General features: G+C 29.2%; 13 protein-coding genes and 1 other RNA gene. 10 read left to right on the forward strand and 4 right to left on the reverse strand.

The window, feature by feature from the left end:
* Positions 1–12 precede the first annotated feature (12 nt).
* Together lon and FG904_RS01995 are read right to left on the reverse strand one after the other, a co-directional pair.
* Positions 13–2,757, reverse strand: coding sequence for an endopeptidase La (gene lon, locus FG904_RS01990; protein ID WP_179950144.1), 2,745 nt, complete (start codon positions 2,755–2,757; stop codon positions 13–15).
* A 10-nt stretch (positions 2,758–2,767) separates the two neighbouring features.
* Positions 2,768–5,098, reverse strand: a complete 2,331-nt coding sequence (locus FG904_RS01995) for a class I tRNA ligase family protein (protein ID WP_139592256.1) — start codon at positions 5,096–5,098, stop codon at positions 2,768–2,770.
* Between the two features lie 290 nt (positions 5,099–5,388).
* On the opposite strand from FG904_RS01995, the gene nadE reads away from it, so the two are divergent.
* From nadE to rpsT, 10 genes are all read left to right on the forward strand, one after another.
* Complete coding sequence (nadE, locus tag FG904_RS02000; protein WP_139592257.1) at positions 5,389–6,171, forward strand: NAD(+) synthase; 783 nt, start codon at positions 5,389–5,391, stop codon at positions 6,169–6,171.
* Positions 6,172–6,185: 14 nt separating this feature from the next.
* Complete coding sequence (locus tag FG904_RS02005; RefSeq protein ID WP_139592258.1) at positions 6,186–6,911, forward strand: YebC/PmpR family DNA-binding transcriptional regulator; 726 nt, start codon at positions 6,186–6,188, stop codon at positions 6,909–6,911.
* Positions 6,911–7,918 (forward strand): ZIP family metal transporter, encoded by a 1,008-nt coding sequence (locus FG904_RS02010; RefSeq protein WP_179950145.1) that lies wholly within the window; start codon positions 6,911–6,913, stop codon positions 7,916–7,918. The genes FG904_RS02005 and FG904_RS02010 overlap by 1 nt, the downstream gene beginning before the upstream one ends.
* Positions 7,919–8,027: 109 nt before the next feature.
* Positions 8,028–10,013 (forward strand): GGDEF domain-containing protein, encoded by a 1,986-nt coding sequence (locus FG904_RS02015; protein ID WP_139592259.1) that lies wholly within the window; start codon positions 8,028–8,030, stop codon positions 10,011–10,013.
* A 1-nt stretch (position 10,014) separates the two neighbouring features.
* On the forward strand, positions 10,015–10,476 hold the full coding sequence (gene rplI / locus FG904_RS02020; protein WP_139592260.1) for a 50S ribosomal protein L9: 462 nt from the start codon (positions 10,015–10,017) through the stop codon (positions 10,474–10,476).
* Positions 10,463–11,923 carry a DnaB-like helicase C-terminal domain-containing protein gene (locus FG904_RS02025; RefSeq protein WP_139592261.1) on the forward strand — a complete coding sequence of 487 codons (1,461 nt, stop codon included), beginning with the start codon at positions 10,463–10,465 and terminating at the stop codon, positions 11,921–11,923. The genes rplI and FG904_RS02025 overlap by 14 nt, the downstream gene beginning before the upstream one ends.
* A 41-nt stretch (positions 11,924–11,964) precedes the next feature.
* Entirely contained in the window at positions 11,965–13,209 is a 1,245-nt protein-coding gene (locus FG904_RS02030; protein ID WP_139592262.1) for a CNNM domain-containing protein, read from the forward strand.
* Between the two features lie 20 nt (positions 13,210–13,229).
* An RNA gene (rnpB, locus tag FG904_RS02035) (RNase P RNA component class B) lies at positions 13,230–13,503 on the forward strand.
* Between the two features lie 501 nt (positions 13,504–14,004).
* On the forward strand, positions 14,005–15,498 hold the full coding sequence (locus tag FG904_RS02040) for a hypothetical protein (RefSeq protein WP_139592263.1): 1,494 nt from the start codon (positions 14,005–14,007) through the stop codon (positions 15,496–15,498).
* Between the two features lie 50 nt (positions 15,499–15,548).
* Positions 15,549–15,809 (forward strand): 30S ribosomal protein S20, encoded by a 261-nt coding sequence (gene rpsT / locus FG904_RS02045; RefSeq protein WP_139592264.1) that lies wholly within the window; start codon positions 15,549–15,551, stop codon positions 15,807–15,809.
* A gap of 77 nt (positions 15,810–15,886) precedes the next feature.
* Here rpsT and FG904_RS02050 read toward each other — a convergent pair whose 3' ends face one another.
* On the reverse strand, positions 15,887–16,447 hold the full coding sequence (locus tag FG904_RS02050; RefSeq protein WP_139592265.1) for a thymidine kinase: 561 nt from the start codon (positions 16,445–16,447) through the stop codon (positions 15,887–15,889).
* Positions 16,448–16,465: 18 nt separating this feature from the next.
* On the reverse strand, positions 16,466–17,341 hold the full coding sequence (whiA, locus tag FG904_RS02055; protein ID WP_139592266.1) for a DNA-binding protein WhiA: 876 nt from the start codon (positions 17,339–17,341) through the stop codon (positions 16,466–16,468).
* Positions 17,342–17,619: the final 278 nt, after the last annotated feature.

The raw sequence follows: 17,619 nt of genomic DNA on the forward strand, positions 1-17,619 counted from the left end.
AATTAAAATTAACTACTTATTTTTAAAAGTCACTTTGTTTAAAGGTTTTTTATTGCCGAAAATTACATCATAAATTTCTGAATAATTTTTAACAGGTACATAAGTTAATTCTGACTTGATTTCATCAGGAATATCTTTTAAGTTTTTAACGTTGTTTTCAGGAATAAATACTGTTTTTACTCCTTTTTGTGTAGCTGCGAATGATTTTTCTTTCAATCCACCAATTTCAAGAACTTTACCTCTTAAAGTTATTTCCCCTGTCATAGCATAAGTTGAAGGGACAACTCTTTTTGTTAAAGCGGAAATAATTGCAGTTGTAAAAGTCACACCGGCACTTGGTCCATCTTTTGGAACAGCACCTTCTGGTACGTGGATATGTATAGTGGTTTCATCAAAATTAAAGTCTGAAGGAATTTCAAATTTTTCAGCATTTGCTCTTACATATGTTAAGGCAATTTTAGCTGACTCTTGCATAACTTCTTTTAATGAACCTGTTAATTTAATTTCTCCCTTACCTTTATGTGTTGTTACTTCAATAGGTAAAGTTGATCCACCAAATGATGTATATGCAAGCCCTGTAACTGTTCCTGGTTCTGTTTCAGTTTCAGGTTGTTCGTCTCTGTATTGAATAATTCCTAATAAATCTGAAATATCTTCGATTGATACTACATATTTTTTAAGCTTTTTATTATCCATTTGTTTGACAACTATTTTACGTGCAATCTTATCTAATACACGTTTTAAGCCACGAACACCAGCTTCTCTTGTGTAATGTTTAATTACATATTTTAAAACTTCAGATGATAATTGCATCATTTCAGGTTTTAATCCTGCTTGTTTTAATACTTTTGGCATTAAATGAGTTGTTGCAATTTCAACTTTTTCATTTAGGGTATATGCTGATAAGTCAATAACTTCAACACGATCAATTAAGGCTGCAGGAATTTTTTCAAAATAGTTTGCTGTAGCAATAAAAATACATTTAGATAAATCATACTCAACTTCTAAATAGTGGTCTTGGAATCTTGTGTTTTGTTCTGGATCTAAAACCTCTAACATAGCACTAGCAGGATCACCTTTAAAATCTGATGCCATTTTGTCTATTTCATCTAGTAATATAACAGGGTTAGAAACTCCTGCCTGTTTAATACCTTTAATGATTTTTCCAGGCATTGCACCAACATAAGTTCTTCTGTGACCTCTAATTTCACTTTCATCATGAACTCCGCCTAATGAGATTTTGACAAATTTACGGTTTAAAGCTTCAGCAATAGCTTTTGATAATGAAGTTTTTCCAGTACCTGGTGGACCTACTAATGTAAGAATTGGAACATTATTAAATTCTCTCTTGTGAACTTCGTTTTCTTTTCCGGTAAATAATTCTAGATCTACTTGATAGTCTGTATCTTTAATATCTAACAATTTTTCTTTAGAAGATTTTGATTGATTTTTTAAATTAATAATTACAGCTAAATATTCTGTAATTCTTTCTTTAACTTCTTGTAGTCCATAATGATTGTTATCCAAAACTTCTCTTGTTCTATTAATGTCAAGAAATTCTTTTTGAGTTTTTCTTCATGGAAGTTGTTTTAGGTTTTGAACATATGTTTTTGCAATATTTGCTTCAGGTGATACTGCTACCATTTCTGAAAATCTTTTTGTCTCATCTTTAATGATTTTTTGAATATTCTCAGGATACATTTGAGATAAAACTTTATCTTCCAATGCTAAAGCATAGTCATCTTTTTCGACTGGTGCATCAATGTCTTCAAGCATTTCTTGGGCTGTTTTAATTTTTTCACGTAAATAAAACTCTGTTTGTTGTTTTTTTAGACGGTCAGACATTTTTGTGTTAATTTTGCCGTCTAATTCCATTGAATTAACTAAGTACTCACTCAATTTACCCAAAACAGCTGCTACTACTGGGATACGTGGTGGTAATTCTAATAAACGCAATTTGTCCGGAAATTTTTCAACAGATAGTGAGTTATAAACAGTATTTAATAAAACTTTTTTAAATTCATCACTGTCAGGGGAAATATTCCCTGAATAACCTTCTAATATCAATCTTTCAAAACCATCAAAAATTGACATTGAATCTGGGACAACAGGAAGATCATAATCAGCATTTGTCAAGGTAGGCTCTTGGAATAAATCTGTTAAATATCCACCTCCCATTTCATCAACATTTGGTGAGAATGCATTTGTTTTATTTAAAGTTTCTAATAGTGTAGATAACTTAACAGCAACATCTGAGTCAACATAAAATGCAGAATTTTTGTGGTTTCATACTTCTTCGTTTTGTGTGCTGAATTTTGCAAATTTAACTACTATGCCATCTAATGGTTCTTTTTCAAAAACTTCATGAATTAACACTGGTGAAATTATTTCTAGACCTAGTGCTCATTTGTCTTTCCCATCAACATCCATTGATGTAATTCTTGCATAAACAGCATATGAACCGACAACATTATCTCCATCAACTGTATAGTCTAAATAATGTTGAAGTGCACTTTCGTCATTTTCATATGTCAAGATAACTCTGTTAGTAACATAATCTTTAGAGTTTATCTTCATATCTTTTAAAAGTTTTTTAGTTTCTAAATCTAACTCATCGCCAACAGATAAACCTATTTGCAATTGCATGCTACCACCTGTTTTTACAGATACCTTTTGGTATCCTTTTGGGATAGCAACATATTTAGGATCTAAATTAATTAAAGGAGCTATTTTCATATCTTCTAATTTTCCTTTCATATATCCTTTGTTATTTAACAACTAAATTGATTAATTTGTTTGGAACAAAAATCGTTTTAACAATTTCTTTTCCATCAGTTCATTTAACAACTTTTTCTAATGCAAGCGATATTACATCATCTTTTTGCATAGTTTTAGAAACGCTAATTTCTGCTCTAACCTTACCGTTTACAGTAATTCCATAAGTTACTTCATCCAATTCTAAAGCGCTTTCATCATAGCTAAAGTCTGTTAAGTTTTTTAAATTAAAATGTTTCTCTGATAACTCTCATGCAAAATGAGGAATAAATGGCTCTAAAATGTTTAAAGTTATGTAGAAAAATTCAGTAATTAAATCTTTTCTTTCAATTTCCACATACTCATTTAATGTTTCCATTGTTCATGAAATTAATGTATTAAATGAATAACCATTTTCTCTGTTTTCAAAAACTTCAAACATCTTTTTAACACCTGAATGAAGCTTAAATCTGGCTGTTTTTTCTTGTTGTGTTAAATTTGATAAATCTAGATTTTTAACATCAATATTCGAATCAATTAGTTTAGATTTTTCAAATAATCTTGTTATGAATTTATAACAACCATTAACTCCGGCATCACTTCATTCAAGTTCTTTTTGTGGCGGAGCTGCAAATAAAATGAATAAACGAGCTGTGTCTGCACCATATTCTTCAAGCATTTGACTAGGTTCTACAACATTTCCTTTTGATTTAGACATTTTTTCACCATCTTTTAGCACCATTCCTTGTGTTAAAAGGTTTGCAAAAGGTTCTCTGAAACTTACAAGATTTAAATCTGATAAAGCTTTTGTAAAAAATCTGGCATATAGCAAGTGTAGAATTGCATGTTCAATTCCACCGATGTATTCATCTACTGAATTTCAGTACTCCAATTTCTCTTTGTCAAAAATTACATCATTTCTAAGGATTGTTGGTGTTGAATAACGTAAGAAGTATCAACTAGACTCGAAAAATGTGTCAAGTGTGTCGGTTTCTCTTTTTGCTTCTTTGTGGCATTTAGGGCATTTTGTATTTAGTCAATTTTTGCTTGTATCTAAAGGATTTCCTTGACCTGTGAATTGAACATCATTTGGTAATAAAACAGGTAAATCATCTAAATTAACTGGAACAGTGCCACAATCTTGACAGTGAACTAATGGTACTGGAGTTCCTCAATATCTTTGACGCGAAATCCCTCAATCTCTTAAGTTATAGTGAACTTCTTTAATTAATAATTTTTCATTGATTTGTGATTTTAAGGTTTCATCAAACTCTAGCTTATTAAATTCTAAATAAGCTTTGTGTGTTTTGTTTAAATGTGAAACAATAACAACCGGTTTATTAGGGTTAAATGATGCAAAATCAGTAATTAAAACTTTTAAAGAGCTTCTATCAATTGGGTTAATGGCTTTAAACGGAGTGTCAATAAATGTTTTTTGGCTAAAATCTTTTTTAATGAAATTTAAATCTATCTGCTCTAATAAATTCAATTGATCATTTGTAAAGTAGTTTTGTTTTTTAAGTTCTTCTACAAGTGGGTGCTTATTAGAAATTGCAACGTAAGAAGCATTAGAAATAAAATCTAAATTTGACTCAAAAGCTTCAATTTTTTCAATGTTTGTTAAAAATGGTGAATATAACATGTAAGTAACTTTGTAGTCTTCAGTTCTGTTAATTCAATTTTTTTGCATTGATAAAACTTGTTGCGGTCAGTGATTTTCTAGAGTTTTTAAATCGTCTAACAATTCATCAGCGTATGCTGTAATTTTTAGGTAATAAGTATCCATTTCTTTTTGAATAACTTCACCATCACAACGTCAGCATTTATTGTCCACTACTTGCTCATTGGCTAAAACAGTATTATCTTGTTCACATCAATTTAATAAACTTTTCTTTTTATAAATTAATTTCTTTTCCCATAGTTTGATGAATAAAAATTGCTCTCATTTTGTGTAAGTTTCATCTGAAGTTATACATTCATAATCTCAAGCAAATGAAATTCCTAGCTTTTGGATTTCTTTATCCATTAAAGCAATGTTTTGATAAGTCCATTCTCTTGGGTGCACTTGATTTTTAATAGCAGCATTTTCCGCTGGTAAACCAAATGCATCTCAACCAAAAGGATGAAAAACATTAAAACCTTTTCTTCTATAATAACGTGCTATAGCATCTCCAATTGAGTAATTACGCACATGACCCATATGTAATTTTCCACTAGGATATGGAAACATACTTAATATATATTTTTTAGGTAGGTTATAGTCATTTTTTGGTTCAAAATACTTCGATTCCATTCATTTTGACTGTCACTTTTGATCAATTTCTTTAAAATTGAATTTGTCCATTTTTTCTCCCTTTTTAGCCATTTTTTGTTAGTAAAAAAATAAAACTTTTTAATCAGTTTTTTCTGCCCTATTTATTTTTTATATTATAAACTTTTAAAACTGTAAAACTAGCAAAAAACTAATTTTAATAAAAACCCCTAAATAGTTCACTTTATAACTTACAAATGTGGAAAAAACTGGTATTATATTACTACACAGTAATCTTTCAAAAGCTTATTTTTTAAAGTTATTTGCTACTTTTTAAAAACTACAAAATTTAGTAAAATTCTTTTAAGTATTTTGGAGGTTTTATGGCTAAATTTACAACATATAACGGTCTAAATCCGATTTATGATGAAATCAAAGCGAAACAGTATTTAAAAACTATTCAAGAGTTTTTAAAAAATCACGCAAAAGAAGCTAATGCGAACGGCTTTATAGTTGGTATTAGCGGTGGAATTGATTCAGCTTTAGTTTATGCTATTGCTAAATCAGTTTTCCCACAAAGCACTTATGGTTTTGTTATGCCAATCATCAAAATGAGTGATAGTGATTTAAATCACATCAATCAATTAGAAAAACAATTTGATGACAAATTTACATTCATTAATTTAACTGAAACATTTTATGCAATTACACAAGCTAATAAATCAACACACCCTCTTTCAATCGCAAACATTAAACCAAGATTAAGAATGACAACCCTTTATTATCAAGCACAAGCTAAAAATGCTTTAGTTTTAGGAACTGATAATTATGATGAAACATTTATTGGTTATTTCACTAAGTTTGGTGATGGTGGAGCTGATTTGCTACCAATTAGTCAATTAACTAAAGGTGAAGTAAAATTCTTAGCTAAATTAATGAATGTACCTAACAGCATTATTAACAAAGATCCATCAGCAGGATTATGAGATGGTCAAACTGATGAAAAAGAATTAGGTTTTAGTTATGCTCAGCTTGATTATTACCTTGACCACTTAGATAATTATGATTTAGTCAAACAAAATCTACCAGAAACAATCATTAATAAAATCGAACATAAACACAAAATTTCTCAGCATAAGAGAGATGCAATTTATAAACCTCAATAATTTAAGGAGTTAACATGGCAGGACATTCACACGCCGCTAATATTGCACACAGAAAAGGTGCACAAGATGCTGCAAGAGGAAAAATTTTCCAAAAGTTATCAAAAGAAATTTATGTTGCAGCTAAATTAGGACCAAATCCTGATATGAACCCAGCTTTAAAATTAGCAATTGCTAAAGCTAAAGCAAAAAACATGCCAAAAGACAACATTGAAAAAGCAATTGCTAAAGCTTCAGGAGATAAAAACGCAAATGCGTTTGTTGAAAAAACATTCACAGCAACAGTTCCTGGTGGAGCAACTTTTATTGTTGTTACTTTATCAGACAATATTAACAGAGTTACTTCAAACATTCAATCATACTTCAACAAACAAAACGGGTCAATGGGTAAACCAGGTCAAATTCCATATGGATTTGATAAAAAAGGAATTATTGAAATCGCTAAAGATTTAGTAGCTGAAGATGAAATTATGATGGTCGCTCTAGAAAATGGGGCAGATGATGTTGTAGTTGAAGAACAATCATATGTAATTACTTCACTACCTGAAGATTTTTCAAACCTAAAAAATGCTATTGAAGATAATTTATCAGTTAGTGATTATGTTCAATGTGAAGTAACTTATCTACCTTCAATGTATGTTGAATATGAAGCTGAAAAAGCAGAAAAATTACTAGATTTTGTAGAAAAATTAAAGGATGATGAAGACATTCAAGACGTTTTCCACAATGTAGAAGTTAAATAATGACTTTTATTAACACTTTTTATTTACAGTTATCAAGCAGTCTGAACTCAGGACTTGCATTATTTATAATTGTTATTTTAACATTACTGTGTTTACTAGCTGTTCCAACAGTTTTATCATTTATCTTCCCTATTTTTAAGGTAAAAGAAAATAAAACTAAAGGATTTAGTTTTTACTTATATGCCTTTAGCACTGGGTTTTTCATTGTTTTAGCAACTTTTGGTTTCTTACGCGAATCGATTGAAACAGTCGCTGAAAATGCTGAAACAAATGAGTTATCGACAACAGCTATTTATGCCTGAAATGCAGGTGTTTTAGTAATAGGTTTATTACTTGGAATTACATTTTCATTTTTCTTAAAATTTGTAATTACAGCAAGAATCAACAAAAGACTACAAAAAGATGGAACAATGAGTGTTTTTGTACACTCACACGACCATGGTGAACACTCTCACCCTGATTATATTTTTACTCAAGATGAAGCACAAGAAAATGCTGAAAAAGCAGTATTAAACAACACAAATCCAATGTTAAAAGTAATAGCACTATTATTACTTTTAACACACAGAATTCCTGAAGGAATTTTATTAGGCTACAACTTACAGCTTGCAGCAAATGGAAATAATGATTCATTGACAATTGCTTACTTTATTTCACTAATTGTTCACTTAATTCCAGAAGAAACAATTTTCTATTTTAGACTTAGAGAAGCTAAATTTAGTCCAATTCAAGCCTTATTATTGTCATTTTTAGGGCTTTCATTATTCCTGCCATTTATGCTAATTGGTGCTTATGCTGGTCAATGAATTGCTGAAACATGATGACTAAAAGCAATTATGTTTTCAACAATTGCCGGAATTTTCCTATTCACATCAATCGTTGAATTCATACCAGAGTTTTACCACCGTGATTTATCTAAGAAAACTTGATTTGTTGTTTTAATTTCAGTTTTTGCCGGAATTATTTTTGCTGCTATTGTTCTTTCATTCCACGCACATAGTCATTAAAGTTTAAAAGCACTGTTTTGCAGTGCTTTTTTGATTGTTTTGAAATTTATGGTGCTATTCAATTAAAAAAGTTATAATTTAATTAATAAATTAAATTAGAAAGGATAAAATGAAAATAAAATTTAAGACTTGGTTGTTAGTTTTAACGGTTGTGGCATTTTTTGCTTGGTTTATTTTAACAATCATTGCCATTTCTTTAGTTTCAACACATCCTTCTATTCAAAACACCGCAATTACTCTTGCTATGATACTGATTTTACTGTTTTGTTTAAGTTTTGTAATTATTGCAATTTATCGATTTGTTAAATCAAGACAGTTTGTTAAAAAATCATTTAATGGGTTTGTCGAAAATATCATGACTAATAACAACATTGGTTTTGTTATTTATGATACAGACCAAAGAATTGTTTGAACATCAGACTTTATTAAAAACAAGTTCCACAAGGATTTTGTTGGTAAGTTTATTGAAGACTTTTTCAAAGGGATTAATCCGAACTTAAAAGATAAAATCGACTTAAACAAAGAAGTCTTTGAGTTTAATAACGGAAATAATATTTTTCAAATTCAATGTTGACCGCTTTCAAACACAATCATTGTTAAAGATATAAGCACTGAACATTTATTCAAAGTCGAATCATGAGAACAACGTTCAGTTATTGGTGAAGTTGAAATTGACAACTACCAAATGTATCAATCAATTTTATCTGAAGAGCAATTGTTTGAAATTTCTAAAGTTGTTATTGACACAATTACTGAGTACATGGAAAAATACAACTTTATTTATCGTCAATACACTAACGGAAAGTTTGTTATTATCACAACTGAAAAATCACTTAAACAAATGATGAATGATAAATTTGACTTATTTGTCAACATTAATGACAGATTAGAAAAAGGTACTGTTAATAAATTATCATTAAGTGCAGGTTTTGCTCATGGTTGATCATCTTTAAAAGAAAAACTTGAACAATCAAAGAAAGCTTTATTGCAAGCACAAAACCGGGGTGGTGATCAGGTAGCGATATTCTCAGATACTCAAAGCCCATTGTATTTTGGGTCAAATAACGAAATTCTTTCAAATAATTCACGTACTAAAATTAAGCTTGTTGCTTCAGAACTAGAAAACAAGTTAAATTCAGACAATATTAAAAAAGTAATTATCTACGGTCATACAACTGCTGATTTAGATGCTTTAGGTTCTGCTTTTGGTATTTATGAAATAGCAAAAAATTACAATAAAGAAGTTTATATTTGTTGTGAAACAAAAGACTCCACAACAAATAAACTAGTTGAAAAACTAATAGAACAAGATAAATTAGACAGTGGAATTTTTATAAATGCTCAAACTGCAACAAAAATTACTGACTCAAACGCTTTAGTAATTTTTGTTGACAATGCTGACGTCAATAGGACTGATAATAAAAATGCTTTAATTAATGCTGACCGTCAAAACGTATTTGTATTTGACCACCATAGACTTGCCAGAAGTTTAGATGTAGCACCTTTATCAAATGTTTATATCGATACTACTGCTTCAAGTGCTTCAGAAATAATTGCTGAAGTAATTACCTTTATGGAATACAAAATTAAAGTCAGTGAATTAACTGCTCAATTACTTTTAAATGGTATTTATTTAGATACTGCACAATTCACTAAATCAACCACAATTAGAACTTTTGAAGCCGCTGGATGATTGGAATCAAAAGGCGCAAATGCTGCTGTAAGTGGTGATTTATTAAAACTTGATGATGATACTGAAAATCAAGTTAAACAAATATTAAAAAATACAACAGAAATTAAAAAAGGATACTTCTTAGCATATAGCGACTTAGAAGTCCCAAACGATGTTATTTCAATTGCTGCAAATGAAATTTTAAGAATTAAAGGTCGTGTTGCTTCATTTGTGGTTGCTAAATTAGAAAATACTAATGATTACAAACTTAGTGCTCGTGGCATTAATACAAATGTTCAAATTATTTGCGAGCAAGTTGGTGGTGGTGGACACTTTTCATCAGCAGCAGCTGTTTCAAATGAAAAATTAGATGATTTTATTGACAATATCAGACACGCCATAATTTCTTCAGGAGATAATTAAAATGAAATTTATTTTACTTAAAGATTGCAAAGATGGAAAAGCAAACACAATTATTGATGTAGCTCCAGGATATGGAACAAACTTTTTAGTAGCAAAAGGTTTTGCTGTTCCTTTAAATGAGAAAACACAACGTGACTTAGATAGACGTTTAAACAATTTGGTTGCAGATGAACATTCAAAACGTTCAGCAGCTTTAGAATTAAAAGAAAAATTAGAACAATTAAATCTTAAATTTTCTTTAGAAGCCAACACTGATGCTAATTCAAATTTAAACGTTCACGGTTCAGTTTCAACAAAAGATTTAGATAAGAAATTAAAAGATTTAGGATTTAAATTAGATAAACATGCTTTATCTAAAGTACATTTAGTACAAGAAGGACCGCATGATGTTGAAGCAGTTTTATACAAAGACATTAAAGCAAACATTAGAGTGGAGATTGCTTTAAAACATGTCAGAAAATAGCAAAAAACATTTTAGTTATACCGACTATAAATTAGTGCCCCAAGAACTATATCCTGTTGATAACACTTTATTTGTAGACCCTAAAGTTGAAAAAGAAGTTTTAGCTTTAATGCTAAAAGAAAATGATCGTCAAGATCTAGTTTTTGGTTATTTAGATTTTGGTGCATTTGCTGTGCCTGAATATGCAACTCTGTATCGCTTAATGAAACAGACTTACTTACAAACCGCAAGATTTATTGACTATTTTGAACTTAAAGACCTAATTGAAAGATTTAAGTCAAGTTATGAATTCAATATTTTATCTTTAGAACTTTTAAACAATATTAACTCTAAGCTTTACAATCCTGATAACTTAAATTCAAACTTAGAGCGCTTACTAGAACTTCAAAAGATAAGAACAACTCAATCGTTTACACAAAACTTACTAAACACCTTAGCAACAAATAAAAAAGTTTCTTGAGATGATTTATCAACAGATATTTCAAATTTAATGACTAACATCAGTAAACTTTCACTTAACAACAGTGATTTTATTGATATTAGTCAAGCTGTTGATACTTTTGAAGCTAATTTAAACAAAATTATTGAAGGTAAATCAATTACAAATTACTTACCTACTGGCTTTAATACAATTGACAAAGTCATAAAAGGTTTTATGCCAGGTCAGTTAATTGTTTTGGCTGCTAGACCTGCGGTAGGAAAAACTGCTTTAGCCTTAAATATAGCTCTAAACGTAGTTTTAAACGCTCAAAAAAATAATGAACAAAAAAATGTTGCTTTTATTTCTCTTGAAATGCCATCAAGTGAAATAACAACACGTATTTTATCAACTGTTTCAAATGTTGAAATGCATAAACTGCATGATCCTGCTAAGTTCTTAAGAGATGATATTGCTTCAATTCAAAAACTTAGTGCTGCTTATACTAAGTTAAAAGAATCTGATGGCTTATTCCTTGATGACAACAGCAAAAGTACAATTAACGATATTAAATTCAAAATTAAACATTTAATGAAATCAAATGACAATAAACTTGATTTGGTTATCATTGATTATTTACAACTTATTTCAAGTAATTTAAAGGGTGGAAATCGTCAAAATGAAGTTGCTCAAATTTCACGTGAATTAAAAACCCTTGCTTTAGAGTTAAAAATACCAATCTTAACTCTTTCTCAGTTATCACGTAATGTTGAAAACAGGGAAAACAAAAGACCTCAATTGCATGACCTAAGAGAATCGGGGGCAATTGAACAAGATGCTGACATTGTTATTTTCTTAAGTAAGAGACAACTTAAACGAAAAGAAGGTGAAGATGCACCTAAGTTAGACAGCATCTCTATTAACTTAGACATTGCTAAAAACCGTAATGGTATTACTAGCAATTCAACAATTATATACACCGGTAAGAACGTTAAGTTTACCGATGAAAATTCAGATTATGAGGTATAAAATGGATAGTAGTTCCTGTTTGCAGATAATTAGGAGACAATATGCTTAATGTAGATTTATGAGTTTTTATTGTCTTAGTAATTGTTTTAGTTCTTTTATTTGTTTTAAGTAGTATTTTTAGTGGTTCAGAAACTGCCTACACATCAATTTCACCAGTAAAAATTCATGAAATGCAAGAAAATAAAGAACGCTTTGCTAATTTAATTCACAAACAAGTTAAAAAATATAATCAACTTTTAACAACAATTCTAATCGGAAACAATTTAGTTAATGTTGCTTCGTCTACTTTAATGGCCTTTTTACTGTCAAAAGCCATTGGTATTGATGAAAATTTAAACGTTATTATTTCTACAGCAATAGTAACACCCATTTTAGTTATCTTTGGAGAAGTTACTCCTAAGTTAATAGCTAAAAAGAATCCTGTTATTTACTTAAAGATATTTGCTTTATTTAATGAAGTAATGTTTTGAATATTTTTCCCATTAACTTATCCGATGTCAAAAATTAGCAAAAAAGTCTATGTAACTAACTCAGAAGAAGATATTAAAAATATGCTTTCTTTAGCTAATGAAGAAGGGGTTTTACAAACCGGAGAAAGCATTTTAGCTCAAAACGCGTTAGATTTAGACTCAACAAAAGTTTTATCACACTATGTAAGGCTTAAAGATGTAACGACCTTATCTTACAAAGCTAACATCGCTACAGCTTTAGAACTATTTGCAGAAACTAATTATTCAAGAATACCAGTTGAAAAAGATGGTCAATTAATTGGTATTGTATTATTAAAAGACATATTCAGTCTTAAAAAAGGACGCATCATTGATTATATGCAAAACGTTCCTTTAATTTCGGCTAACTCGATTTTATCTAGTGCCTTAGAAAAACTTAGAGCAGCTAGAGCTCAAATGGCTTTTATTGTTGAAAACAACAACAGTACCGAAACAATTGGTATTATTACAATTGAAGACATTGTTGAAGAAATTATTGGAGAAATTTATGATGAGCATGATGATGATGAAGAAATTTATGAAATTTCTCTTCAAAAATCACATGTTCAAGCTGATTTAATTATGTGAGACATATTTAAACAGCTTGAAATTGATGAAGACTTAATTTCAGATCAAGAACATGATTTAACTCTAAGAGAATACTTGCTTCAAAAAACAAACCGTCAAAAATTAACTAAAAACACTAAATTCACTTTAAATGATGAAATTAGTTTTAAAGTTATTGAAATACCTAAAAACAAAAAAGAACCTGCTATAGTTGAAGTTTATAAACTTTAATGGTTGTGCTATAATATTTGCAGCATTAGCTGACAGCTGCATTAATTTGTAGAGGAAAGTCCGTGCTAGCACTACCTGCGATGGTAGTAGTGATCGTGTATAGCCTAAGAAGCTATAGCTTAGACGACTAGTGCCACAGAGACGAGAATTGTGAAACGGGTAAACTCCGCGAGCTAGAAACCCAAATTTTGGTAGGGGAATCTTAATTACTTAATTGAAGGTAATTAAGGAGCGTTTTTAACGTTAGATAAATTGTCAGCACTGAGTAATCAGAACAGAACACGGCTTATTATGCTAACATTCTTCCTTTGGAAGAATGTTTTTTTGTTTTTTGTTTCACCATTAGAAAAATGGGGGTACAATTAATAAATATATTAATAAAAATTTTAAGTAAAGGATTTATGAGCCGACAGAAAACCTCATTAAATAGCCTTAAAAATATAGGCTGAAATTTAGTAAAGATATTTAAAAAAACTTGATATTACTTTGTAGTTGGGCTTGTTGCCTTGGTTATTGGTATAGTTGCAATTTTTAAAGCATCTTCACCATTTAAGCCTGCTTTTTTAACTACAAATCATATATCGCATCCGAAAATAAAAATGTTCTTGAACAAAATTTTACATATAAAGTCTTTGATGAAATTAATGAATTCACTGTTGCTTTAGTAAACAAAAAAGCAATCGGTGGAATTGGGAGCGACTTCCAAGCTGTAGAATTAATTAAAAAGACCTTATTAAACCAATAGATTTCCAAAAACTACTTGATTTACCAAATCAACCTACTGAATCAGAATTAATGGAAATCTTACAAACTATTTATACACCAGTAGTTTGAGATCATTTAGTCAAATATGATAAGGAATTAAACTTATCAGACACAAATACTCCAAAACACTTATGACAGTATTTTGTGCCTTATTTCGCTCAAGACGGAATGATTGCTTACAACCCATTAAGAAAAGCTATTAAGAATGCCCAAGGTGAAACTGTAGTACCTGATGATGCTTATATCACTGAAGCTGAATTAATTGCTAATTCTCAGACTTTATCAACTAAGTACAAAAACCCTGATAACGAAAACCTTAATGCCATAGCACCTTATTCAATTTTTAACGTGCTTGATTTATTAAGACAAAAAAACTATAAAGACTTAGTTGTAACAGACGCTGTGCGTGTAAATATGTTATATGGTTCTCCATATGATTATTCTCAAAAAAATGACACAACTTATATTTCAGACAAATTCACTGGTTCAGCCACAGAAAGTGATTATCAAAGAATTATTGATGACTTTAAGTGATTAATTGAAACTGCTACACAAAAGAAAATTAGTAGCGGTTTAGTTCAGTTTGATGGTGATGGACAAGGAATATTAAACAAACTTATTGAACCTGATTTAAAACAAATTGATAGTGCTATTATGTATAATGGTGATGCTTTAGATGCTTATTTCTCAGAAGGAAATTATAGCAATGTTCCAGATGGTTCAATTGATGCTATTAAAATTAACAAAAACGTTTTACTAGTTGACGGTTTGGTTTTAGCTAATGGTGACAATAATGGTAAAAATAAAAATGATGCTTGAGATTCAATTGAAGATAAGTTTTATGAATCTTTAAGAAATAGTTTTTATCAAAACCTAGGTACAATTTACACTAAATATTATTCAAAAGATAATTCATCGCCATTATCTATGGATAAGAAACAACAAGCATATATTGATTATGCAACTGATTTTTACAAAAACTACTTGGACATAGTCTTAAAAGACTCATTTGACCAACAAAATCAACAAAAATATGAAGAGTTTAAAAACTCATTGGCGTCTTTATACAATTTAACTTCAATCAACATTGAATTAATGCACACATATGACGATTTTGCTGACTTATGATGAAATGATGAAGTTATTAAAAATGCTGTTTTAGATGCTTATTTAAAAGCTAATCCAGAAAATACTGCTGATTCATTTGATAAAACTGCTTTAATTTCATTTGTTAACCACATTGACTTAGCAAACGAGTTGTTTTATGCTTACATGGAAGAAAATAGTTTAAATCTAATTAATTTTGATTTTGTTAACTATACACCAGCTACATATTTTGAATATGAACTAATGAAGCGTAATTACTTCTTTAAAGAAGGAAATGAGTTAGATCAAAAAGTAATTAACATCTATGAAATAAAAGATGAGCCTGAAAAAGGTATTACACACACCAATGTTGCAGGTGTTTCAGAAAAATTATTATCACAAATCGGAACATATTATTTCAAAACATTTAAAAATTAATTTTTTGGTATAATACATAAGATTTTTCAATATGAAAAAGGGAGGTTAATATGGCTAATATTAAATCTAAAGTAAAAAGTATTGCTAAAATGGAAGCAGCTCGTGTTAAAAACTCAGCAATGAAATCACGTGTTAAAACAGCTATCCGTAAAGCAAGAGAAGCAGTTTTAGCTAAAGATGAAAAAGCTAACGATTTAGTCGCTTTTGCTCACAAAACAATTGCTAAAGCAGTTTCAAAAGGTGTTTTCCACGCTAACAAAGGTGCAAGAAAACACTCACGTTTAGATGAATTTGTTAACAAAAACAAATAATTATTAAACATATATTAACAAGCTATTGGCTTGTTTTTTTATTGCTTTTAACAACAAAAAAATAAGCCACCAAGGGCTTATTTTGTTAATCCTGCTCAATGACATTTTCTACATCTAGCTTCATATTCATCATCACCTAGTAGATTTAAATCATTGCTTGAAACTTTTCTAAATGAATATCCTGCTAATTTATGACACACCATGCAAACGGCTTTTAATTTGCTCACTGAATCAGCAATTGCTAAAATGTTAGGCATAACACCAAAAGGTCTGTTTAAAAAATCCATATCAAGCCCAGAAACTATAACTGAAATGTTTAGCTTTAATAATTGTTCAATAACTTTAACAATGTTGTCATCAAAAAAATGCACTTCATCAATAGCTACTACATCAGTGTCAGGTTTTATAAAACCTAAAATTTCTGAACTTTTATCGGTCGGAATGGCTTCTATAAAATTACCATTTCTACTTGTTATTTTTTCAATTCCAAAACGAGTATCAAATGATGGCTTAACTATCAAAACTTTATTTTTAGCAATAGTTAAAATTTTAATTCTTCTAATTAATTCTTCGCTTTTTCCAGCAAACATCGGACCAGTAATAACATCCAATGTTGCATCAACATTTTTTAAGTTCATTTTTTACTCCTTTTGTTATTAAATTTGTTTTTTATTTTGATGATCTAAAACTACTTTATTAAGCTTTCTAAATCAATGATTTAAACCACTTTTAGTAATCACTACATCATGCTTAGCTAATTCTTCACACAATTCTGGAAAAGACATTCACCTATTTCTGTCTTTGATTTCAAACAGCAACATTTGTTGATCACTAAATTTATCAGCTAAATCATTATCAAAAACATACTGAATGTTTTCAATGTATTTCATGGTACTGATTGCTATTTTTTCAATATTTCCAATATCAATATTATTAATTCGATTAGTCATGTTTTCAAAATCTCTTTGAATAATAATATTTTGAAATTTATATCATGACTCTTTAGCTCCTATTGCTGATAAAAACTCAATAATTTTATCCTTATTTTTTATATAAATCAAATAACTATCATTTCGTTGACTAAGACTAAAGTTAAAATCATAATTATTTAACTTATTTAAAACCGCTTCAGAATGAGGTAAATAATTAGTTTTAAGTTCTAAATGATATGAAGTAGACTCTTTAGCTGAAATGCTTCCACGCGCACAAAACAGCCCCGCAAAAAAGTAAGTTAAATAATCGTTGTAATTTAAATTTCAATCAAAATCTATTTGAGCTGAATCAACAAATAAAATAGTTTTTGCTTTTGGTTTAATTTTGTAATTAATACCTGCTAATTCAAGTTTTCTAACAAACTTTTCATAGATATAAGGGTTTTTAATTTGAACATAAAAATAAGCACTTTCAGGATCAAGAGGGGCACAAAAAAGAAAACCTTTAACAAAGGTTAGTATTTCTTGTTTTTTTGAAATATTATTAATTATTTCTTTTTTGATCTCTCATGAAAATGAGTTTTTAGGCATGTTTTTCATTTGTAAAATTATAAAAGAAAAGCAGTTTTAATTAGCCTAATTTTCTTGTTTATTTTTAAAATTTATTTCAAGCAAAAAATAATTTTTTTCACATAAAAAATTAAACTTTTTTTATATTTTCTTTTATTCCCAAGATATAGGCATAAAAGTTTAATCAATCTAAAAAACACAAGGTTTGTGTTGAAATGTTATAGTTAATTAATTTAAGGAATTTGATAAAATAAATAAGCAATATAATGTTTAAATTGCAGAAAGTAGAATACACTTCTCACCTGATG

The sequence above is a fragment of the Mycoplasma nasistruthionis genome, from assembly GCF_006228185.1.
Lineage (GTDB): Bacteria > Bacillota_I > Bacilli_A > Mycoplasmatales > Metamycoplasmataceae > Mycoplasmopsis > Mycoplasmopsis nasistruthionis.